The organism is Ignavibacteria bacterium, from assembly GCA_016873775.1.
Lineage (GTDB): Bacteria > Bacteroidota > Ignavibacteria > UBA10030 > F1-140-MAGs086 > JAGXRH01.
The window spans coordinates 1-22660 of record VGWC01000017.1 but is presented as its reverse complement, the minus strand read 5'-3'; the positions used below and the strand labels follow the sequence as shown (position 1 = coordinate 22660).

The 22660-nt window shown below is 38.7% G+C and carries 19 protein-coding genes; all 19 read right to left on the bottom strand.

The genetic code is table 11. The features are described from left to right. Positions 1–12: 12 nt before the first annotated feature. A complete protein-coding gene (raiA, locus tag FJ218_04145; protein MBM4166096.1) occupies positions 13–348 on the bottom strand; it encodes a ribosome-associated translation inhibitor RaiA in 336 nt (111 codons plus the stop codon). Between the two features lie 42 nt (positions 349–390). Then, complete coding sequence (locus tag FJ218_04140; protein MBM4166095.1) at positions 391–1293, bottom strand: tyrosine recombinase XerC; 903 nt, start codon at positions 1291–1293, stop codon at positions 391–393. A gap of 9 nt (positions 1294–1302) precedes the next feature. Then, positions 1303–3642, bottom strand: coding sequence for a type I DNA topoisomerase (gene topA, locus FJ218_04135; GenBank protein ID MBM4166094.1), 2340 nt, complete (start codon positions 3640–3642; stop codon positions 1303–1305). Between the two features lie 15 nt (positions 3643–3657). Next, complete coding sequence (locus FJ218_04130; protein MBM4166093.1) at positions 3658–4119, bottom strand: DUF494 domain-containing protein; 462 nt, start codon at positions 4117–4119, stop codon at positions 3658–3660. Between the two features lie 10 nt (positions 4120–4129). Then, a complete protein-coding gene (ybeY, locus tag FJ218_04125) occupies positions 4130–4564 on the bottom strand; it encodes an rRNA maturation RNase YbeY (GenBank protein MBM4166092.1) in 435 nt (144 codons plus the stop codon). Positions 4565–4573: 9 nt separating this feature from the next. Further along, entirely contained in the window at positions 4574–5467 is an 894-nt protein-coding gene (locus FJ218_04120; protein MBM4166091.1) for an MBL fold metallo-hydrolase, read from the bottom strand. Between the two features lie 18 nt (positions 5468–5485). Next, positions 5486–6013 (bottom strand): gamma carbonic anhydrase family protein, encoded by a 528-nt coding sequence (locus FJ218_04115; GenBank protein ID MBM4166090.1) that lies wholly within the window; start codon positions 6011–6013, stop codon positions 5486–5488. After that, positions 6010–6867: a DUF3108 domain-containing protein gene (locus FJ218_04110; protein ID MBM4166089.1), complete on the bottom strand. Its 858-nt coding sequence runs from the start codon at positions 6865–6867 to the stop codon at positions 6010–6012. The genes FJ218_04115 and FJ218_04110 overlap by 4 nt, the downstream gene beginning before the upstream one ends. Continuing rightward, a complete protein-coding gene (locus FJ218_04105; GenBank protein ID MBM4166088.1) occupies positions 6849–8453 on the bottom strand; it encodes a S41 family peptidase in 1605 nt (534 codons plus the stop codon). The genes FJ218_04110 and FJ218_04105 overlap by 19 nt, the downstream gene beginning before the upstream one ends. 110 nt (positions 8454–8563) lie before the next feature. Further along, the gene (locus tag FJ218_04100; GenBank protein MBM4166087.1) at positions 8564–9292 is read right to left on the bottom strand and encodes a glycosyltransferase; all 729 of its coding nucleotides are present in this window, start codon (positions 9290–9292) and stop codon (positions 8564–8566) included. Continuing rightward, the gene (locus tag FJ218_04095; protein ID MBM4166086.1) at positions 9286–10146 is read right to left on the bottom strand and encodes a DUF2279 domain-containing protein; all 861 of its coding nucleotides are present in this window, start codon (positions 10144–10146) and stop codon (positions 9286–9288) included. The genes FJ218_04100 and FJ218_04095 overlap by 7 nt, the downstream gene beginning before the upstream one ends. After that, positions 10143–12350, bottom strand: a complete 2208-nt coding sequence (locus tag FJ218_04090; protein ID MBM4166085.1) for a DUF1926 domain-containing protein — start codon at positions 12348–12350, stop codon at positions 10143–10145. Before FJ218_04090 ends, FJ218_04095 begins: the two co-directional genes overlap by 4 nt. 150 nt (positions 12351–12500) lie before the next feature. Further along, the gene (gene lysS / locus FJ218_04085) at positions 12501–14012 is read right to left on the bottom strand and encodes a lysine--tRNA ligase (GenBank protein MBM4166084.1); all 1512 of its coding nucleotides are present in this window, start codon (positions 14010–14012) and stop codon (positions 12501–12503) included. A gap of 31 nt (positions 14013–14043) precedes the next feature. Continuing rightward, positions 14044–17001, bottom strand: a complete 2958-nt coding sequence (locus FJ218_04080; GenBank protein MBM4166083.1) for a tetratricopeptide repeat protein — start codon at positions 16999–17001, stop codon at positions 14044–14046. A gap of 178 nt (positions 17002–17179) precedes the next feature. Next, positions 17180–18349: a cell division protein FtsZ gene (gene ftsZ / locus FJ218_04075; GenBank protein ID MBM4166082.1), complete on the bottom strand. Its 1170-nt coding sequence runs from the start codon at positions 18347–18349 to the stop codon at positions 17180–17182. Between the two features lie 121 nt (positions 18350–18470). Further along, on the bottom strand, positions 18471–19718 hold the full coding sequence (gene ftsA / locus FJ218_04070; GenBank protein MBM4166081.1) for a cell division protein FtsA: 1248 nt from the start codon (positions 19716–19718) through the stop codon (positions 18471–18473). Then, entirely contained in the window at positions 19718–20527 is an 810-nt protein-coding gene (locus tag FJ218_04065) for an FtsQ-type POTRA domain-containing protein (protein ID MBM4166080.1), read from the bottom strand. Before FJ218_04065 ends, ftsA begins: the two co-directional genes overlap by 1 nt. A gap of 9 nt (positions 20528–20536) precedes the next feature. Then, positions 20537–21466 (bottom strand): UDP-N-acetylmuramate dehydrogenase, encoded by a 930-nt coding sequence (gene murB, locus FJ218_04060; protein MBM4166079.1) that lies wholly within the window; start codon positions 21464–21466, stop codon positions 20537–20539. Between the two features lie 136 nt (positions 21467–21602). Then, positions 21603–22660, bottom strand: a 1058-nt coding sequence (gene murC / locus FJ218_04055) for a UDP-N-acetylmuramate--L-alanine ligase (protein MBM4166078.1), incomplete at its 5' end; no start/stop codon positions are given.

Here is a 22660-nt window from a genome sequence, read left to right as displayed (position 1 = left end):
ACGGTAATGATTTTACGAAAGTGCTTTACGCGTACGCGCAACTTTGGATTTCTTGCGCGATGTTAGTTTCGATTTATACGTACTTAATTGATGAAATACTTTTTCGGCTGCTATATCAAGTGATTTTCGAAAATCTTCCGTTTGCTCTTTCGATGTGAGAAAATGTCCATTCGCGTGGAGAACAATCTCTGCCACATTGGTATTTGGGGCTTGACCATCTTTACTAAAAATAACATCACAACGTTGAATGTGTTCAAACAAATGTTCAAATTTTTCTATTTCCGAATGTGCATGCTCTTTCAAGAGCGAACCAATTTTTATTTTTCTTGATGTTATATGAATATCCATAAGTTCTTTAGTTATATCTTTCTTGTTAGTGAATAAAATTTTTTATGCTCTCGGATGCGCTTGTTCATACATTTTTTTCAATCGTTCCGGCGTAAGATGCGTATAAATTTGTGTCGTCGAAAGTTGTTCGTGACCAAGCATTTCCTTGACGGAACGCAAATCCGCGCCGCGATTAAGCAAATGCGTTGCAAAAGTATGACGCAACGTATGCGGGCTTTTTTTTGAAACATCAGAAACTTGTTTGATATATGCTTTCACTAATAGCGTCAATGTCCAAGGTAAAAACCGCTTTCCGTTTTTCGAGAGAAATATTGCATCTCTATCATCATCCGTTGTTTGTTCGGTAAATAATTCTTGCCGAATTGAACAATAATGTTTCAATTTTTTCAATGCGATGTTTCCACACGGAACAATGCGCTGTTTATTTCTTTTCCCCATAACGCGAACACAATTCCCAATATAATCCACATCGCTCAAATTTAATCCAATCAATTCAGCACGACGTATTCCTGTGCTGTACAACAATTCAAGAATTGCTGAATCGCGTGAACCAGCGACTGACGAAGTATCCGGCACATCCATTAACTTCTCCGCTTCATCCTCAGAAAGAAACGATGGCAACCGTTTTTCTTTTTTTGCGTTTGAAATTCGCAACGCAGGATTTTGCGTGTAAATTTTTTCTTTGAGTAAATAGTGAAACAACGACCGCACAGAAGAAAGTTTCCGATTGATACTTTTTTTTTGAAAATTCTGTTCGAATAAATAACCAAGAAAATGACGAATTGTCGCTACGTCAATTTGTTCTAATGCAACGAATTCTTGTTCAAAATATTTTTTTAAGAACGATACAAACTGACGGATATCCGTTTCATACGCTTCAACTGTATGCGGCGAAAAACATCGCGAACGAAGATATTGCAAAAAATTTTCTACATACTGTTCCATCGGTGAAAATCAGTTTACTGCTATTTCCTGAACTTCTTTCGATATTTCCGCTTTGCAATTAGGACATTGGAAATATTCTCCGCGCTTTTGAGAATATTTTTTTACAATAAATTTATTGTTGCACACATCGCACGGCATATTTACCGGTTTATCCCAACTCACAAAATCACAATCGGGATACCGGGAACATCCGTAAAACGCTTTCCCTCGTTTCGATTTTCGTTCAAGAACATCGCCTTCGCTACATGTTGGACATTTTATTCCCAACGTAATCGGTTTAATATTTTTACATTCGGGATAATTTGAACATCCGAGAAATTTTCCAAACTTGCTCAGTTTAAACACCATTTCACTTCCGCATTTTTCACACACTACGCCCGTAGGTTTTGCAATTTCTTCCACTTCCCTTTTCAATGGCTTTGTACTTTTACATTCCGGATATCCCGAACAAGCAAGAAATTTTCCGTTACGTCCCCAACGTTCAATCATTGGCTTTCCGCATTTTTCGCACAATTGTCCAGCGGCTTCTGTTTGATGTTCGTGCGGAAGAGCATGCTCGCGTTGTTCCGCTTGTTCCAAAGATCGTACAAAAGGAACATAAAAATCGTCCAGTACTTTTTTGTATTTCTGTTTTCCTGTAGCAATGGTTTCCAATTCTTCTTCCATCGTCGCAGTGAACTGAACGTTAAAAATATCGGGAAAATTATGCACAAGGATTTTGTTCACATCAATACCTAATGATGTGGGAAACAAACGACGTTCTCGCTGTTCCACGTATCCGCGTTCCTGAACAGTACTCACAATTGACGCATACGTGCTTGGTCTTCCAATACCAAGAGATTCCAATTCTTTTACCAATGTGCTTTCAGAATAGCGAGCAGGCGGCTTTGTGAAATGCTGATGCGGAATAAGTTGTTCGACAAAAACATTTTGATACACTTGCAATGACAATGGAATTTTTTTCTTGACCAGTTCAGAGTCTTCATCCGTTATTATTTCTTCTTCCGCATCATCATACGCCTGTAAAAATCCGCGGAATACATATTGCGACGCGGTTGCTTTAAACAAATAAGGACCGCCTTCTATCAATGCAGTAGTTGTTTCTAATGTAGCGGGGCTCATTTGACACGCAACGAAACGACTCCAAATCAATTCGTATAACGAATATTGTTGCGGGGTAAGAAATTTTTTTATTGCTTTCGGAGAATGTTTCAGCATTGTCGGGCGAATTGCTTCGTGAGCATCTTGCGATGATTTCTTTTTTTTATACGCAAGCGGTTCTTCGGGGATATATTCTTTTCCGTACGTTCGAAAAATATACTCGCGAAGTTCCGATACAATATCTTCGCTCAATCGTGTCGAATCCGTTCGCATATACGTAATCAAGCCTACAGTTCCTTCTTCTCCCAATTCAATTCCTTCGTATAATTGCTGCGCAACCATCATTGTTTTCTTCGCGGAAAAACGAAGTTTGGAAGCGGCTTCTTGTTGCATTGTACTCGTAATAAACGGCGGCGATGGATTACGCTTCGATATTTTCTTCTGAATATCGGAAACGGAAAAATGATGTTGCCGTATATCGTTCATTAACTCTATTGCTGCTGATTCATTTTCTATCCACGTGTACTGATGCAATGTTCCTTTTTTCCGTAATTCATTCAGATAGTCCTTTTCTGGAACAATAATTTCTTTTTTATGAATTTTAAAAAGTTTTGCAAAAAACGATTCTGACGATGTATGCGAAAACTCACCAACAATTGACCAATATTCCGTTGCCGCAAATGCTTGAATCTCTTCTTCACGCTCGCAAATCAAGCGCAATGCAACCGATTGAACTCTGCCTGCAGATAATCCATAGTACACGCGTTTCCATAAATACGGCGAAACTTTGTATCCAAGAATTCTATCCATCACTCTCCGCGCTTGTTGCGAATCAACAAGTTTGTCATTGATTTTGAGCGGATGTTTCATTGCTTCGGCAATTCCACGCGGCGTTATCTCGTGAAAAAGTACGCGAAACGTTTTGCCTTTTCCATCATTTCCGAAAACTTCTTTTACGATATGCCATGCAATTGCTTCTCCTTCTCGATCTGGGTCAGTTGCAAGATAAACCGATGTTGCATCTTTTGCTTTCGCACGAAGTTTTTTAAGAACTTCGCCTTTGCCTTTGATTGTAACGTATTCGCATTCGTAGTTGTTTTCGACATCAACGCCGAGTTTGCTTTTCGGTAAATCGCGCACGTGTCCAACAGTTGCTTCAACAGTATAACCTGCGCCTAAATATTTGGAAATGGTTTTTGCTTTCGAAGGAGATTCGACGATGACAAGAGATTGTGCGGCTTTCGCCATAGTTGCCTTTTTGTGTTAATGAATTGTTCCGCTATCGAAAATCTTATTACTTGCGCCGTATAATGAAGGGTCTTTCATTTCAAAAAACACTGAAGAGACAATTGCTTTCACATCTTCAATGTTTGCGTGTGAATATCCGCTGAGCATTATACGTTCAATAATGTATTCCAGTTCAATTTCGGTAACAAGATTGAGTTCGCGCAATTGCATAAGAAATCCGCGCGCTTTCGCGTCAATAGCAAGTTTTTCTACGTCGTGAAATATCCGAAATGAACGGGAAGAATCTGCGGTTGTTTGCAATGGAAGTTTGGTTTCATTAAATCGCATTTTTTCAAATAACCAACTCAGTGCTGCGCTTATTTCTATCGGCGAGTACCCGCTCTCTTCGAGTTTGGATAAATCAAGGTCGTTCAGACTTTGCTTTTCTTTTATTTCTAAAAGGAGATAAATGAGTATTTCAACAATTTTATCGTACATCGTTATGAATTTACAAGAGTATATTTTGTAAATAAAAATTTTCTTTTTGTGTCATTTTTTTGTGTGTCGCCACTGTTGTGTCGTCGTAACCAAGAAGGTGAAGTGTTCCGTGAATGAGAAGCCGCGAAACTTCTTGCGTGTATGTTTGGAAATATTGTTTCGCTTGTTTCTGCGCTGTATCGAGACAAATATATATTTCACCTTCTATTTGTTTGCCACTATTAAACCTAAAACTTATCACATCTGTTCCGATAGACAAATCAAAATATTCTTTGTGAAGTTTTTTCATAAATGCATCGTCAACAAAAATTACGTTCACTTCTTGAAGCGCATATCGTTCACAGTGGATAACACTATGCACTATTTCTTGAGCAATAACTTTTTTAAACCGAAGCCAGCGATGTTGATGAAAAATTTCAATCCTTCCGCTGTGTTTCTTGTTCATTGAAACAATTCAAAGTACAATTGTTTGACCTTCTATTGCCGCGGAACATTCCATCGCAATATTCGTTCGCTCTATTTCACGCTTACATATCTGAACCATATCATCAATTTCCTCGTCTTTGCGTTCAGGATGATGGTGAAAAAATACACAATGTTTTACTTTTGCTTCCCGCGCAACTTGTAAAGTAAAAAGATAATGTGAATGTCCCCATCCGATGTGTTGAACATATTCATCGGGAGTAAAAAACGAATCGTGGATTAACAAATCTGCACCGCGGCAAAAATCATAAAGTTTCTGATTCAAATCGTTTCCGTGATTGATGTAACTTTGGATAATAGAACGTTTGGAACTCATCTGTGCAATGGTTTGACTATCCACAGGCTCATTATCACTGATATATACTACGGAACATCCTCGGTGATGAATACGATAACCGAGAGCAAATACCGGATGGTTCACGTAAATCGTATTTACCGTTGCCCCAAAAACTTCAAATTGTTCTTCTTTGACAGAACGAAAAGTAAATGTTGCTTCCATCTCTTTCAGTCGAACAGGAAAATACATTCGTTTTGTTTGATTGGAAAGTGCGCGCTTCAATGAAATACCACGCACACTTGAACCGATTACCATAAACTTATTCCCACCAATAAATGCGGGTTTGAAAAATGGCAATCCCTGTATATGGTCCCAATGCTGATGCGTTATTAACAGTGCCGCGTTTATGGGGTTTCCTTCGGCTAATAATTTATCTCCTAACATACGAATTCCCGTTCCTGCATCAAGAATGATAAGGGAATTATCGTCCAAACGGATTTCAATGCACGGCGTATTTCCTCCATAGCGAACGGTATGTAATCCGGGAGAAGGTATCGAACCTCGAGTTCCCCAAAATGTTATCTTCATACCGATTTTTTTAACTCTCTAATTTGCTTCTCGATAGTTGCGTACATATTGAACATAATTTTCTGCGCTTTGTTCTAATGAATGTTTTTCCTCCTCTGAAAGGGGACGAAGTATTTTTGCAGGAATCCCTGCAACCAACATACCTTCCGGAATTATTTGATGTTCTTTGACAACTGTTCCCGCGGCAATAAGCGAATAAGAACCAATGCGAGCGTTATCCAAAACAATAACACCCATTCCTAATAAACAATAGTTTTCTATCATACATCCATGGGCGATTACTCCGTGACCTAACGTTACATTGGAACCAAGTACCAACGGATACTTATTATTGCGAACGTGCAACAAACACCCATCTTGAATGTTCGTGTTTTCACCGATACGAATATAGTTCACGTCTCCGCGTACAACGGCATTAAACCAAATACTGGAATTTTTTCCGATAACAACGTCTCCAATAATTTTTGCTCCTTCAGCAATATAGACTGTTGGATGAACATTCGGTAAAATATTTTTATACGGTATTAGCAATTTATTCTTTTTTATTCGTCAAAACTATGCGGCGGAGTCCACGTTCCACGTTTCCACTCAATCAATTCAAATGTTACACTCCCTAACAATACATTCAGTTTTGCTAATATCGGAACACGTGCATCGTCGCTGGAAAACCATCCACGGAAACCGCCCGTTAGTCCGAAGATACCGATAAAATTTGCTTTCCCTTCTAAATAATGTATCGAAACTGGGTAATCCACTGCGTCCAATTCTGTCAACGAAACTGAACTTGAGAATTGTAAATCCGTTGTGGATACTTTTTCGTTCTGATATGTTGGAATAACTTCAAACATATTTAAGCCGGATTTTTGACGCGCATAATAAAATATCGAAAGACCATCTTGATATTTTTTATTTACCGCTACCGTATCGCGATACGTTGCGCTTTTCATTACGTCTTTCGTTCCCGTGCCAATCGTTACAAATATCTTGTGTTGCGTCTGGTCAAAATCATAAACAGTATAATACCATTTGCCATCGTCAAACGTTCGTGCAGTAAATTGCGATGGATAACCGCTTTCGTCTATATGGCTTTCGTAAATGACGTGTAGGTCAACAAATGGCACACCTTGGTACGAATCAATGTATGAACATACCTTCCAAAGTGTTTTCCCGTTTTTAACAAATTTGCCGAACGTTTTCATTCTTACGGTGCCTAAATCAATAAATCCGTAACGAACATTGTATAGCAAGTTTTCACCTTCATAAAAAACAACGTTCCCGCTTTCTATCGGCGTCGGTGCAGAAAAGAGATTATAGAAGAACGATAATAATACAACTGCAACTAAAATCGTGTATCGTTGTAACGAATTTTTTCGCACGGTGATTACCGGAAATGCGCCAATTTTTCTGCTTCCGGGAAAAGTGTTTTTGACTTGAGAAACTGATTATCTTCGTTCAATAAAATTGGATACCAACCTTGATTACCAAACATCATTCGACCAATTTGCGATTTCATTGATGCTTTGATGTATGAAATGTCTTTCTGAAATTCGGATTCATTCATTTCAATATTTTTTGTTTTTGCTATTCCCAATAATTCATCAACCATTTCTTGAGTTATAGTAAATTCCTTAAAATATACTTCGAGTTTTTTCTCATACTTTGCGCGTATGGAAGTTCCATTCCTGTCCATATATCTGTTAGCAAACTCCAGAAATACAGACCGTCCGCGTAGTTGTGCGGTATATTTTTGCAACTTTTCTGCTTTAATAACAAAATCCGGTGTAATTCCACCTCCGCCAAAAACCGTTCGTCCTCCTGCTGTTGTGAATTTTGGCTTTGTAGAATCGGCTTCGTTTGAATGTTCGAGATTTTCTCCTTCAGATTCTTCTCTTACGGCTACTTCTTTTCTGTAGGCCGTGTGGTCGCTCCCATACGGACGCTGTATCAATCTTCCGGAAGGGGTATAGTACCGCGCAGTCGTCAACCGAAATGCTGAACCATCAGGTAACGGAAATTGACGCTGCACTAATCCTTTTCCAAACGTGGTTTCGCCGACAATCAATCCTCTATCCCAATCCTGCACTGCGCCGGAAACAATTTCGCTCGCCGATGCAGAACCCTGATTTACCAAAACAACGAGCGGGATAGTTTGAAATTTTCCTTTACCATCGGAAGAATATTCTTCGTTAAATTGTGGTTGTCTCCCTTTTGTGTACACAATTTTCTTTCCCGCAGGTAAAAATTCATCCGCCATCTGAAACGCTTGGTCAAGATAACCTCCGGGATTGTTCCGCAAATCCAAAATCAATTTTTTCATTCCCGCTTCTTTCAGTGTTGTTAACGCTTGCGCAAACTCCTCATACGTGGTTGCGGCAAATCTATTAACGCTTATGTATCCTATTTCGCTATTCACCATAAACGCAACATCAACAGTATAAATAGGAATTTTGTCGCGGATGATTTCATATTCCAATAATTTGCTTTCTTCTAAACGTAAAATTTCAACTTTTACTTTCGTTCCTTTTTTCCCTCGTAATTTTTTTGGTACATCATCACGTTTTATTCCAATTGCATTAGAAGTATCAATCTTTATGATTTTATCTCCCGCTTGAATTCCCAATGCTTCGCTTGGACCGCCAGGAATTGGCGATATAACCGTAAGCGTATCATTGATAATATCGAACTCAATTCCTATACCTTCAAATGAACCTTGAAAATCTTCAGTAACCTTTTGCATTTGTTTGGCGGGGATATAAATCGAATGAGGGTCAAGCGTTTCCAACATTCCATTGATTGCGCTTTCGACCAATTGTTCCGTATCAACATTATCTACATAATTTTTCTGCGCATTACTCAATATTTCAGAAAACTTGCGAACTTGCTGATATATATTATCTTCAGAAATAACAGTTTGTAGCACTGCTCCAAAAAGTATGGATGCAATCGTTACAGCAATTAATGTATATAGAGAAAAACGTTTTCTCACAGATGAGGACTCCTCTGGTTTTTAGAAATATCTATTTTGTAAAAAAAATGCACTTATTTTTGAATTCGGTTCAAATATAAAAAAATATGTTTTCCAAGCGAAAGTATTTTTCATCGAATTATTCCCCACTTTGTAGAATATGACTTTCGAAATAGTACACCATACATTGCGTTCAAAAACCATTGAAATAATACTTTCATATATCCGTATTTTCTGTAACGACGCGGAGATTCATACACAACAATATTTCTCAAAAATTTTAGTTCTCCTTTATTTTTTAGTCGAGTGAAAAATTCAAAATCTTCTCCCGCCGACATTCGTTCGTTATAACCATGAAGTTGTTGAAAAATTTCTTTCTTCACAACGTGACATTCACCACGTCCCATTCCGATTCCAACGAGATTCAAGAACCAAAACCAATGATTGATAACAAAATGAATGATCCTATCACCGAAGAGTTCTTCCTTCGGCACAACATACACGCTACAAGTAATTCCAACGATATTTTGTTTTTCAAAAATAAAAATCACTTCCCGAAAAAACTCTTTTGCATTTTGAAATTGCGTATCCGCATTTAAGAAAACAAGAATTTCTCCGTTCGCAATTTTTGCTCCGCGATTTCTTCCGATTGCAATATTTTCGTTTTCGATTATTTCTTTTTGAACAATTACATCCGAATATTTTTTTGCAATAGAAATCGTGCTATCCGTACTTCCACCGTCGCTAACAATTATTTCCAACTGAAATGTACTTTTGATTTCATCAGTAATTTGAGAAAGCAATTTCTCAAGAAGTTTTTCTTCATTGAGCGTCGGAATGATAATGGAAAATTTTACCATCGCAATCCATACGAAATAAACTTTGGCATAACGCGAATCATCGGCGAGGGAAAATGAAAATAATTCAACACGTGAAAAAAAGAACGCGCAAAACTTCCTTCAATTGGAATTGCTTCAAAATCGTAATCGAGCGCAACATACCATTCCGCTTCTCGATGAATCGGCGGATGAATTCCTTTCACACTATAGCCAACTGCAACATTGAAAAACCTTGCAAAAAAATTTTCCGAACCAAAAATCATTTTGGGAATTTTCGCACTCAACCAAAAGTATTGACTTTCGTAATCGTCAATCAATGTTCTATTCAAACCTTTTTCCACATTTCCTGCATCAATTATACTGTACTTAAATGTAAAATTTTTGAATAACGGGTATTCATTCTGCAATAAGGGAAAATACGAACCGGTTATGTTCGCAACCGCATCACCAAACGAAAATCCTAATTCGGGATGCGTTCCATCTTCCACTTCTACATACGATTGAAATAAACACGCGATTGTTCCACCATAAAAAAATGCGTTGCGTTTTTCAATTCCCGACCAAACAAAAGCATTTCCAATTACGTCACTCACTAAAAACGAATAATAGTTGTGACCGAATTTATCCGCGTTACGGTACTTTTCTCCATCATCTTTTTTCCCAGATACAAATCGAAATCCGTTTCTGTTTCCCTTCCACCACGCATCGTAATTTTGAAAATGTCCAGCCGCAATAAATCCAGAAGCTGCAAGGCAAACCAATGCAACGCGTGTTGAATTGATTTGTTGAGTTTCTGTTTGGGTAGAATCAGAAATAGAGAACGAAATATTATTCATCGAAATCAATGACAGAAGCAAAGTAAAATGTTGTTTCACTTGAATTTTCTAATTGAAAATCTATACGATGTTTCAAAATGCTTCATGCCTTTTAAATTCCACAACGGTAGTAAGCACGAACCTTGATACACGCGCTCAAAACCATCTTCCGAAAGCGAAACCGTTTCAACAGGGAATCGCCATAGCGTTGTTGCTTCATCGAAAACAAATTCAACTTCGATATTCAGCCATTCATCAATCATTTTCAGTGAAGAAACATTTTCACTTATTCCTTCGCTTCGCAAATGAAAATTTTTCGGTTTTGAATTATTGATGAGAAAATATCTATCATCGGCATCGCCTGCAGAAAGAGTAAGATTCCATTCGCTGCCGAAATAAATGTTAGAAAATTTTTCTTCACTTACTATGCTATAAACAATTTCAAGTTCCGCATTTGATTTGAGGACTGAAATATTTTTTTGCAACCGAACTGGAATTTCTTTTTTACGTTGAACAATATTTCCGTTTCGCTGTAAAGAAATTTGAAATTGATTTTCCGTTTCTTGAATTGAAGAAGAATACTGTTCTTCCGCAAAGTTTGAAATCGTTTTCCAATTCTGTTGTCGAATATTTTCTAACGAAATCTTCGCGTCAAAAAAATGGTCGAGTAATGATATTCGTCGAAATTTATCTTCAACTAAATACTGTTCAATTCCCTCCTCTTTCGTTTTTACCGAATCGTGAATCGTTGCAACTTCATTTTCAATTTCCTTCTTTGCAATAAAAACTTTTCGATGATAACCTTCTCTCCTTCTCGTAACCACATCACTCAAATTATGTGCAATCGGCTTGAAATCTATTTCTGCAATTTCTCCTCCGAGTGATGGTTTCAAAAAAAGGTTGAGCGATGGAGTCGAAACACAAATTTCTTTTTCGCCGTCTATGTCCAAATCAATTTCAGAAATTTTATTTTCATTGTTGGAAATAATTTTTTCTGCAGCAATCAAATTCTGAAAAATCGGACGGCGAAGCCATGGTAAATACAATCCGCCAAAAACTCCGTGCCAATACACATCATTGCATTGCGCTGAATGTAAGTGCTCTTCCGCTTTTTGGATTGCATCATTTCGATTTGTCTGCAACGAAATTTGTTTGGAAACATTCAACATCCTTTTATGCAACCAATTGACTTCCGAATATTTGAACGAAAAATTTTTCCAATATCCACCGCGCACAAATCGCTTATTCTTTTCAAATAGTTTTTTCTTCTCTAATTGTTTCTCAAAATCTTCGTACTCTTCAAACGCTTGTGTTGGTAATGCCCAATGCAGCATTTCTGAATATGATGCAGTCGGTAAGTAAATAGTTCCAAGCGGAGTAATTTCATTCACGGTTTCTGAAAAATTTTTCGTTTGTAACCACGAAGAATTTTCTTCGAGCATTTCAAAAAATTGTTCTAACCACTTTTTCTCAAATACGTGTTCGTACGTTTTTGGCCATACACCGAATTTTTCTCCGTCATCACCGTAGAGTAAAAGTTGCGAATTGCGAGTTGCTGGTTGCGAGTTTGAAAGTTTATGGTTTGTGGTTTGTGGTTTGTGGTTTGTAGTTTTATCTACTGACAACTGACTACTGACTACTGACTTCTCGCTACTAACTACTTCATTCTCAATTTCTCTCAACTCATTTTCTAATTTTTCAATCGTATGAAACGGAATCGCATACCGCATTTGCATACTCATCGGAAAAATTTTCAAAACATTTCCTTCATCTTCCGTAAGAAAAAATCCTCGCATATTTTTTTCTTCTAATCCTGCGTAGAAAAAATGCGTGTCGTCAAGCATTGTAAATTCAATTCCCGCTTCCACGATGGAAGAAACGAGCGATTGTTCCCAAACTCGTTCTGTGAGCCAAATGCCTTTCGTTGTTACTCCAAAATGATTATTGAGATATGCGGAAAGTTTTTTGATTTGAGAAACTTGATCTCGTTTAGGAATAGAACAAAGAATCGGTTCGTAAAATCCGCCGCCAAGCATTTCGACCTGTTCGCGTTCAATCATTTTTTTGAGAAGCGGAAAAAATTCTTTTCGATATTGCCGAATCCATTCGAGAAGAATTCCGGAATAGTGCAGCGAAACTTTTACGTTGGGAAATTTTTCGAGTGTTGTGAGAAATGGGTGGTAGGATTTTGCATACGCTTCTTCAAAAACTTCACCGAAGTTTCCGACTGGTTGATGATTATGAAGAGCGATAATGAATTGCATTTGCTTAGCGAAAACGTTTTCGAGAAAAACTCCAAAAAACAAATTTCAAATTTCAAATAAATTCCAATGAACAAATTTCAAATCCGTACGATAATTTTCGAAAATTGAATTTTGAAATTTATTTGTAATTTGTTTTTTGTCATTTGGAATTTACTTTTCCGGTTTCATATGCGGAAACAAAACCACATCGCGAATGGAATGTTGATTCGTAAGAAGCATTGTCAATCGGTCAATTCCCATTCCGAGTCCGGCAGCGGGAGGCATACCAAATTCCATTGCGCGCAAAAAATCTTCATCGAGAACTTGCGCTTCAACATCTCCTCGTTCTCGCTGCTTCATTTGTTCTTCAAATCGCGAGCGTTGGTCGAGCGGGTCATTGAGTTCAGAAAATGCGTTGCACACTTCTTGTGCGTTGATGAATAATTCAAATCGTTCTACAAGCCCTTCTTCTGTGCGATGTCGTTTTGCAAGCGGTGACATTTCAACGGGGTAATCCGTAATGAACGTCGGTTGAATTAAATGCTGCTGAACTTTTTCAGAAAAAATTGAATCAATAATTGTTCCGCTCGATGCAATTTTATCAACTTCAACTTGAAGTTCTTTTGCGATAGCGCGAAGTTCATTTTCATTTTTTCCTCGAAGATTTTTTCCCGTGTACTTTTCAATCGAATCAAACATTGTCAAACGTTGAAACGGAGCAGAGAGATTTATTTCTTTATCATCAACATTACATTTCAATGAACCATTAATTGCAAGTGCAACTTCTGCAAACATTTTCTCCACCATTTTCATCATCCACACGTAATCTTTGTAGGGAACATACACTTCCATCATCGTAAATTCCGGGTTGTGGTTTCTGTCCATTCCTTCGTTGCGAAAATCTTTGGAGATTTCGTACACGCCATCAATTCCGCCAACAAGTAAGCGTTTCAAATAGAGTTCGTCTGCTATTCGCAAATATAATTGTGTGTCGAGTGCGTTGTGATGCGTTATGAACGGACGAGCAAATGCGCCGCCGTACAAGGGTTGAAGAACTGGAGTTTCGACTTCAAGAAATCCTTGTGCATCGAGAAAGTTGCGAATCGTTTTAACGATTTGCGCACGCTTGAAAAAAACTTCGCGCACGTGAGGATTGACAATCAAATCAACATAACGCTGACGATAGCGAAGTTCTTTGTCAGAAAATTCGTCGAATGTTACAGTGTTTCCTTGTTCATCAACTTTTTCTTTTACAATCGGAAGTGGACGCAACGATTTTGAGAGAACAGAAAAACTTTCTGCGTGAACAGAAACTTCTCCCATCTTTGTTCGAAAGATAAATCCATTTACTCCAATTATATCACCAATGTCGAGAAGTTTGAACGCATCATAAATTTCTCCAACATCATCCTTCTTCAAATAAACTTGAATTTTTCCCTTCGAATCTTGAATGTGGCAGAATGATGCTTTCCCCATTCTGCGAAGCGACATAATTCTTCCGGCGATTGCAACATTTCTTTTCGGCGCATCATCGGAAAATGAAGCAAGGATATCTGACGAAAAATCCGTACGAGAAAATTCATACGGATATGGATTGATATTGAATTTTTTAAGTTCTTCGAGTTCTTCGCGGCGGCGTTTCATCAACACGTTTATATCGTCAACGTGTGAATGCTCAATCATTTAATTACGTACCTTTCTTTTCAAAATAAAATTAACTTGGAAGTTTTTTCTTCTGTTTCAATAGCGATTGTCCTTCTTTTGATTTAATCAAATTCTCCATATCGGGGTCAATCATCATAAAACCAAATTCTTTAAAACCTAACGCAATTCCTTTTCTCAGATATTTTGCGGCGTTGGGAATATCATTTTGCACAGAATAAACTGCGGCAATTTGATAATTCGCTATCGCGTCAGAAGATACATCCGATTCAAGTTTTTGAATTGTTTGAAGTGCGCCGCTTTTATCGCCTAATCGTGCTTTAATGACTCCGATATATCCAATGACTTCAAGATTTCCCGGGTCGTCATTTAATTTATCCTGATAATATTTAAGTGCTTTATCAAATTGATTAAATGCATCCGCTTGTTTTCCCGCCTTCTCAAAAGAAATCCCTCGATGATAGTACGTTTCAGTTACAAAGGAAAGTAAGACTTGGTCTCGTGGCGCAGTTTCCAGGCGTTTTTTATACAATTCTTCTGCGGCACTGTAACTTACTAATGAATTATTGATATCACCAAGCATACGATAACTCATTCCTAGTTTCATCAGTAAATCGGGTTCATCCAAATAATGAGGATATTTCTTGATTGCCGTGATTGCTTCTTGAGGTCGCAGAGCCATATTTAAAAATAATGCCAAATTGGAATATGGAATAGCAAAATCTTTTTTGAGTTCAACAACTTTTTCCATTGCTGTTACTGCTTCTTCCAAACGTCCTAATGAAACCAGCATCTGCGCTTTCTTTTCCAGTGCATCCACAGAAATTTCTCCTCCAGCGGCTTGTGCATTCGGATTCTTTTCAATGGAAAGGTCAAAATAATACAATGCCGTTTCAAAATCACCAATACGCTCATACGCGCGTCCAACATCGTTGACAATGCGGAAATCATACTGCCCGATTTCAATTACTCTATCGAAATATTTTCTTGCGTCTTTCAGTGTTCTCAAAGAAAGATTGCTTTCGCCCAATCCAAAGTACACTTCGCGGTTCGTTGAATCTCGCAACAACGCGCTTTGATATTGTGTTAATGCATCTTCATATTTTCCCAATTGGCGATACATTTTTGCTAATCCCAAATAGCCCGCAGTATTATCCGGTTGAAGTTGAATTGCTCTGCGAAACGAATTTTCCGCTTCACCAAGATTTTCTTTTTGAATAAACAAATTACCCAGTTGCAAATATCCCTGAATTTGGTCCGGTTGATATTCAATTGCTTCTCTCACAATCGCAATTGCAGAATCCAACATTTTGTTTTTCATCAACGCTCTTCCTTTTCCTAAATAAAACAAAGAATTGCTTGGACTTCGTTGTATTGCTTGTTCGTAATAGGAAAGTGATTGGTTTAAATCTTTTCTTTCATACACAGACCCAAGCAGATAATAGGAAATAGCATCGTTCGGGTTCAGTTCAATCGCTTTGTTTAATGCGTTCACATCATCCGTGTAATTGGATGCTAACGGCGGTGCCATTGAATAGACTGCACCGATAACTCGATATGCTTCACCCAATTGGGGGTTCAATTGTTGGGCGCGTTGTGCATTTTTCAAACTATGATCGAGAAGGTCTTTCCCACCGCTTCCGTACCAACTATAGTGTAGCCATTGCGCATACGCAAGTTCAGCATAACCCAAAGCAAACGATGTATCAAGCGCGACTGCTTTTTCAAACATTTGCAATGCAAATTCGTTGTCACGTTTCGTATTTCTGCGTAAATAATCTAACCCCCGCAATGAAAAATCATACGCCTTAGAATTCACTTGGGTTTTCGCGGCGATTGCAGCTTGTTGTTCTTTTGTAACTGTGATGCGGAGTTCTTTTGCAATAGAACCGGCTAATCGTTCCTGAACTCCAAGTATATTCTCCTCAGAAAAATCTTCATCAAGTTTTCCAACCGTTTTTTTTGATTTTTGATTGTCATATACCTCATAACTGATTCGCAATTTATCACCAGCATTTCTTACAAGTCCTTTAATAACGTATCGAACACCAAGCTCTTCTGCAATTTGTGGAAGTGCTGGAAGTTCTCTCTCATTTTTAGGAAGTTCTTTAATGTCATATTTGATTACAGCATTTCGGTCTAATATAAACAAACCTTTAATAGAACCTAATGAAGAAATGACTTCGTCTGTCATACCGTTAACAGCGTAATCTTCTAACTTAGAATTATTTTCAAAAGGTAAAACAGCTACTTTTCCTTCCACACTTTTTAATGAATAAAACCACGGTAGATTATCTGCTCGAAATTTTTGAATCTTGGGATAATTATCAAAAGACAATCCAAAAAATAAACAAAGAAGCGCGAGTGGAATACCAATTGCCAATCTTCTTTTCCATTCTCGTCTTCTCATCAACGTTTTAAAAATCAGCCATTGCGTAGCAAAGGGAGAACGCTGTTTTCCATCGCCAATTATTATTTGATAAATTTTAATGGCTTCTTTTATATTTTTGAGTTGGGGAGCGCCTAATGAAAGGTAGGGTAAGTCAAGTTTATTTCGTACTTGTTGATAAACGCTTTCCGAAATGTTAATTCCGCCGGGCTCTGCCATTGACTGAATTCTTGAAGCAATATTCACACCATCGCCGAATACATCGTTGTCTTTCTCAATAATATCTCCGAGATGAACGCCAACACGAATGACAATTTTTTGATGTTCCTCTTTTTCTTTATTGTATTCAATAAACCGTTCCTGACATTCGACAGCGCATTCCGTTGCATTGATAACACTATCAAACGAAACAAGAAATGCATCGCCAACGGTTTTAACAACCGTTCCTTCATATCGCGCGATATTTTCCCGCATCATTTGATTATGGATTTCGAGCATTCGCAATGCGGCTGATTCGTCACTCTGCATCTTTTTGGAATAATCCTTGATGTCGGTGAACATTATTGCCGCAAGTCTGCGATGTTCGTGCGATGGAGGATAATGTTTAGAGACTTCTGGCATTAGAATTGTAACAAACTTCGATATGGTTTCTTTCTATTGTTTTGTTCAAAAAATAATAATAAAAACCTTATTGCAAAACTTTGCTGTGGTTTCTTAAAATTATTTATCCTTAACAAAAAGAGAAGCAAACTCCTTCAATAAAAATTGCTTCTCTATCACAATTACAATACTCATTCTTTCAATCCATTATTCTCCTCAGAAATGCCGGTTTATCTGCATCTCTCTTGTCTATTTTATTTTTTGTTAGCGGCAAAGTATCAAGCACCGTTACACCGGAAACGGCAATTCCTTTCCGAACAAATGCCGGTTCGTCCAATGCATTCTTTTCTGATATTCCCACAGGAAACGGCTCCAGGTAATTTGCAACGGATTTCTTGTTCATCGCACCATTCTTTTTATTAAAGCCGGTTGCAATCACTGTTACACGCAATTCTTCCCCTGCATTTTCGTCAATTACAGCGCCGAGAATAACATTCGCATCATCTCCCGTAGATTCATGAATAACGTTTGCAACTTCATCTACTTCCATCAGAGTCATCGAATTTCCGCCAGTAACGTTAATCAATACCCCGCGCGCGCCGGAAATGGAAATATCATCGAGGAGCGGAGAAGAAATAGCAGCATGTGCGGCTTCGATTGCGCGATGTTCTCCCGTTGCTATTCCTGCTCCCATCAACGCATCGCCGCTTTCTTTCATCACTGTTCGAACATCTGCAAAATCCACATTGATAAACCCGGGAATAGTAATCACTTCAGAAATTCCTCGCGTCGCATTGTACAAAACATCGTTAGCGCGATTCAATGCTTCACGTAATGGGGTCGTCTTATCAACAAGTGAAAGCAATTTCTGATTGGGAACAACAATTAACGTATCAACATGTTTCTTCAATTCCGCAATTCCTGTTTCCGCTTGAAACATTCTTCGTTTTCCTTCTGAAGAAAACGGTTTTGTTACTATTGCAACAACTAATGCTCCTGCGCTTTTGGCAATATTCGCAATTACCGGCGCCGCTCCTGTTCCCGTACCTCCCCCCATTCCGGCGGTAATAAAAACCATATCGCAACCTTCGATAGAGCGAGCAATATCTTCACGGTCTTCTTCTGCTGCGCGTTGTCCAATAGAGGGATCTGCGCCCGCTCCAAGTCCGCGAGTCAATGATTTTCCAATCTGCACTTTCCGCGATGCTTTGCTGTTTTCCAACGCTTGCGAATCCGTATTCATCGTGATAAATTCTACGCCGCGCATTCCTTTTTCAATCATATTATTGACGCAATTTCCGCCGCCGCCGCCAACGCCAACGACTCGAAGTTTTGCACCACGTTCATTATTGTATTCAAGTTCAATCATTTTGCTTTTCTTTCTCTAAATTATTTGTAAAATATTTTTTAAAAAACTCTTTTATTGTGTTTGCTTGTTCGTTTATTGGTTTGTGCTTTCCGACAAATGAACGAACCAAATAACGAATAAACTACATCTGCTTTAACCATTTCTTCAAACCCTGCAGTATATTTTTCAATGGATGTTCTTCTTCAATATCGTCGTGCATTTTATCTCTATAACGATACGCATACAATGCAAGTCCCGCAGATGTTGCATACGTCGGATGTTCAATTTCTTGTACGAGTCCGCCGGAAAATCCGAATGGAATTCCTAACTTCACCGGCATAGAAAACATTGTTTGCGCTAAATCCGAAGTTCCATTTATCATTGCGCCGCCGCCGGTGAGAACAATCCCCGCCGCAAGTCGTTTCGCAAATCCATTGCGCTTCAGTTCGTCGGCAACAAGTTCAAATATTTCTTCCATTCGTGGCTGAATAATTCTGCAAATAGTTTCTTTGGAAATTTCTATCGGACTTCTTCCCGCAATTCCCGGCAACACAATCGGTTCGTCTTCAATAATATTTTTTGAAAACGCATTGCCGTATTCGCACTTTATTTTTTCCGCTTGTTCTTGTAAAAGTCCGAGACCTTTGCGCAAATCTTGTGTAACATGATTTCCCGCGTACGGAATGGAAGCACTATGACGCAACACACCCTCTTCAAACACAGCGATATCTGTTGTTCCTCCGCCAATATCCACAAGCGCAATGCCAAGTTCTTTTTCTTCATCCACAAGCGTTGCGTAACTCGATGCAAGTTGTTGCAATATGATATCGCGAATTTTTATCCCAGTTCGTTCAACACATTTTTCAATATTCTTCATCGCATTGTTCGCGCTTGTTACAACATGCACTGTCGCTTCGAGCCGAATTCCATTCATTCCCACTGGATCGTGAATTCCTCCTTGTCCATCAATAATAAATTCTTGAGGAAATACGTGCAGAATTTTTTGCTCCGGGGGAAGTGCAACTCGTCGCGTATCGTTCAATAGTCGCAACACGTCTTCGCGTTTGATTTCCTGCTCAGCATTGTTAATTGCAATAACACCGCGACTTTGAAAACTTTGCACGTGTTCGCCAGCAATTCCCGTAACGACGGAAGTAATTTTTACGCCCGCGCGTTGTTCGGCAAGCGTAAGCGCATTTTGAATTGCAACAGATACTTTTTCGAGGTTTTTGATTTCGCCTTTTGTAACGCCATCAGAATCCGCTTGTCCAATGCCAAGAACATTCAATTCTCCTTTTGCATTAGGTGAAGCAATGATAACGCATATTTTTGTTGTTCCGATATCAAGTCCAACAAAAAGCGGTGGTTGTAATTGTTCGTTCTTTGCCATTAACTTGTTACTCTGTTTCTGTTCGTACTTCCTTCAGTATTCTTCCACTTCACAATAATTCTATCCTGAAATCTCGCATCGAGAGAATGTATTTGTTCTCCATTGATGCTTTTCAGCGATGCAATCCAAAACGCGGAGAGGTTCGATAATTTTTCATCGATGTTGCCCTTTCCGAGTAGCACAGGTATTCCATTTTCATACGTATAAAGAATAATGTTGTTGCTAACATCCGAATGAATTTCCGAGAGCAACGCATACACATCACGGTGTCGTTGTTTCATCAAAACTGCAACTGCAAGCGAGTGACGAAGTAAAAAAGGAATTTCGGTACTGTAACTCATTGACCGCAACTGCGCATCGGAGGAAATCAATGGTAAATCAAATCGCATCCATTCCGACAACGGAGCAAGTATAATTCCGTCCGCATCAACATAAAATGTCTTTGTTCCGCTCACCATTGCAACGGGCACCCGCTCAATTATTGTAATCGCTAATGTTGATGGAAATATTCTTTTTATACGAACCGACCGAACCCATGAATTTTTCAATACATTGTTTTTCACATTTTCAAGCCGAAAGGAAAATAACAGAGAATCATTCGGTAAAAATAATTGCGAACAGAGTCCTTGTAATCGTAATTGTTCGTTCCCCTGAATCACAATCGTTCTAACTTTGAGCAATTGACTCCATTGAATCGCATAGTAATGTAGAACACCTACTCCCATCAATACCAGCATACATACGGATATTTTACCAAGAAGGATCCATCGGTCTTTATTGATTTTTATTTTCAAAATAGGATTCTGCATTATTCAATATTATTCTAAATTTTTTTGAAAACCGAGCAACTTCACTTCCAATTCCATATCAACGTTGTATTTTTCCTTCACAGTTTTCTTTGCAAGTTTCATCAGAGAAAGAACATCATCGGCTTTCGCATTTCCCAAATTCACGATAAAGTTAGCGTGCTTTTCGGAAATCCCCGCATTACCGATTCGCATTCCCTTTAATCCACATTCTTCAATCAACTTTGCAGCAAAAAGTGGTTTCGGATTTTTGAAAACACTTCCCGAATTCGGAAAATCAAGCGGTTGCGTTGCGTTGCGTTTCTTCAACATTTCTTTTCGCACAACTGACATTTCTTCTTTGTTCCCTCGCGGAAGTTGAAATCGCGCGCTGACAATTACTTCGCGGTGAAACACAGATGAGCGATATTGAAACTGCGCTTCTTCTTTCGTAACAGTTTGAAATTTTTTGTCACGAATCACTTCTACATCAACAATGCAATCAGAAATTTCTCCACCATGCGCACCGGCATTCATTCGAATTGCGCCGCCGATTGTTCCCGGAATTCCCGCAAGCATTTCCACGCCTTTGAGTTCACGTTGAATACAAAAATCAACAAAGCGATTCAACATTACCCCGGATTCCACAACAACAAAATTATCCTCCAGAGGCGGATGCTTCGCATTTTCGTAAGAAATTTTGTTCAAACCATTTTCCAAATTGATGACAACGCCGCGCAAACCGTTATCGCTCACCAAAACATTGCTTCCGTTTCCTAGCATTGTGAATGGAATATTTTGTTCTTGCAAAAAAATGAGCAGCGCAAGCAAATCATTTTTATCGTTTGGTTCTGCATACAAATCCGCCGGACCACCAATGCAAAACGATGTATGTCTACTCATCATTTCGTTCAACGCAAGCGTTCCTTTGAAATTGTTTTGTAATTCATCGAGTCGTAACATTTTACTTCACATTGTGCGAATAGTTAATAGAACTCAGATGACACGGATTGAACTGATTTTCGCTGATGATAATTATCTGTGAGTATCCGTCTCATCTGTGTTATCAGTGTTCTATTGAAAATTCAACAGTAATTTTTCACTTTTCTTTTTTAACTTTTAACTGTTCCAAAAACTCATTTCCATATTTCCACACATCGCCTGCGCCCATTGTAACAACAATATCATTTTTCTTCACAATGTTTTTCAAATGCGACGGAAGATTTTTTTTGTCGGGAACGTAATGAACGTCTTTATGTCCATATTGTTTCGCGGCGTTTGTAATCAATTCTCCTGTTACGCCTTGAATCGGTTCTTCGCGCGCGGGATACACATCGGTAACAACCAACACATCGGAAAGCAAAAACGCTTTTCCAAACTCTTCGTAAAAATCTCTCGTGCGCGAATACAAATGCGGCTGAAACACGCACACAATTCTTTTTCGCCAACCGGCTTTTGCGCCAGCGAGCGTTGCTTTACATTCCGTCGGATGATGCGCATAATCATCGAACAACAACACGCCGTTCACTTCGCCTTTCTTTTCCCAACGACGATACACGCCGGAAAATTTTTCGATTCCCGCTTTCACTTTTGCAAAAGGAATTCCGAGTTCTAACCCAACAGCAATTGCTGCAAGCGCATTTTGCACATTATGTTTTCCCGTCGTTTGCATTTCGATTGTTCCTATTTCGTTCCAACTTTTCACAACAGAAAATTTCGTAACATTTTCTTTATGCGTTATATCCACCGCTTGCAAATCTGCTTGCGGACTTAAACCGTACGTAATGATTTTTTTCTTTTTCAGATGAATCATAATATCTTGCAGCGACGGCTCATCCAAACACAACACAACAAATCCATAAAACGGAACTTTGTTTGCAAACTGAATAAACGCTTGCTTGATATCTTCCAAATCGCGATACGTGTCGAGATGGTCAACATCGAGCGTTGTGAGAACGGCAATCGTCGGCGTAATCGAAAGAAACGAGCGGTCAAATTCATCCGCTTCGACAACGATAAATTCACCTTTGCCGAGCCGCGCATTTGTTCCGCCAAGTCCGTGCAATCTTCCGCCGACAATAACAGTCGGGTCAAGATTACCTTCGAGCAACACCAAACTCGTCATCGAAGTCGTTGTTGTTTTTCCGTGAGTTCCTG

What these genes read in the sequence shown, in the direction of transcription:
- raiA (MBM4166096.1), bottom strand. Translation starts at nt 348, where the DNA reads ATGGATATTCATATAACATCAAGAAAAATAAAAATTGGTTCGCTCTTG.
- FJ218_04140 (MBM4166095.1), bottom strand. Translation starts at nt 1,293, where the DNA reads ATGGAACAGTATGTAGAAAATTTTTTGCAATATCTTCGTTCGCGATGT.
- topA (MBM4166094.1), bottom strand. Translation starts at nt 3,642, where the DNA reads ATGGCGAAAGCCGCACAATCTCTTGTCATCGTCGAATCTCCTTCGAAA.
- FJ218_04130 (MBM4166093.1), bottom strand. Translation starts at nt 4,119, where the DNA reads ATGTACGATAAAATTGTTGAAATACTCATTTATCTCCTTTTAGAAATA.
- ybeY (MBM4166092.1), bottom strand. Translation starts at nt 4,564, where the DNA reads ATGAACAAGAAACACAGCGGAAGGATTGAAATTTTTCATCAACATCGC.
- FJ218_04120 (MBM4166091.1), bottom strand. Translation starts at nt 5,467, where the DNA reads ATGAAGATAACATTTTGGGGAACTCGAGGTTCGATACCTTCTCCCGGA.
- FJ218_04100 (MBM4166087.1), bottom strand. Translation starts at nt 9,292, where the DNA reads ATGGTAAAATTTTCCATTATCATTCCGACGCTCAATGAAGAAAAACTT.
- FJ218_04090 (MBM4166085.1), bottom strand. Translation starts at nt 12,350, where the DNA reads ATGCAATTCATTATCGCTCTTCATAATCATCAACCAGTCGGAAACTTC.
- lysS (MBM4166084.1), bottom strand. Translation starts at nt 14,012, where the DNA reads ATGATTGAGCATTCACACGTTGACGATATAAACGTGTTGATGAAACGC.
- FJ218_04080 (MBM4166083.1), bottom strand. Translation starts at nt 17,001, where the DNA reads ATGCCAGAAGTCTCTAAACATTATCCTCCATCGCACGAACATCGCAGA.
- ftsZ (MBM4166082.1), bottom strand. Translation starts at nt 18,349, where the DNA reads ATGATTGAACTTGAATACAATAATGAACGTGGTGCAAAACTTCGAGTC.
- ftsA (MBM4166081.1), bottom strand. Translation starts at nt 19,718, where the DNA reads ATGGCAAAGAACGAACAATTACAACCACCGCTTTTTGTTGGACTTGAT.
- FJ218_04065 (MBM4166080.1), bottom strand. Translation starts at nt 20,527, where the DNA reads ATGCAGAATCCTATTTTGAAAATAAAAATCAATAAAGACCGATGGATC.
- murB (MBM4166079.1), bottom strand. Translation starts at nt 21,466, where the DNA reads ATGTTACGACTCGATGAATTACAAAACAATTTCAAAGGAACGCTTGCG.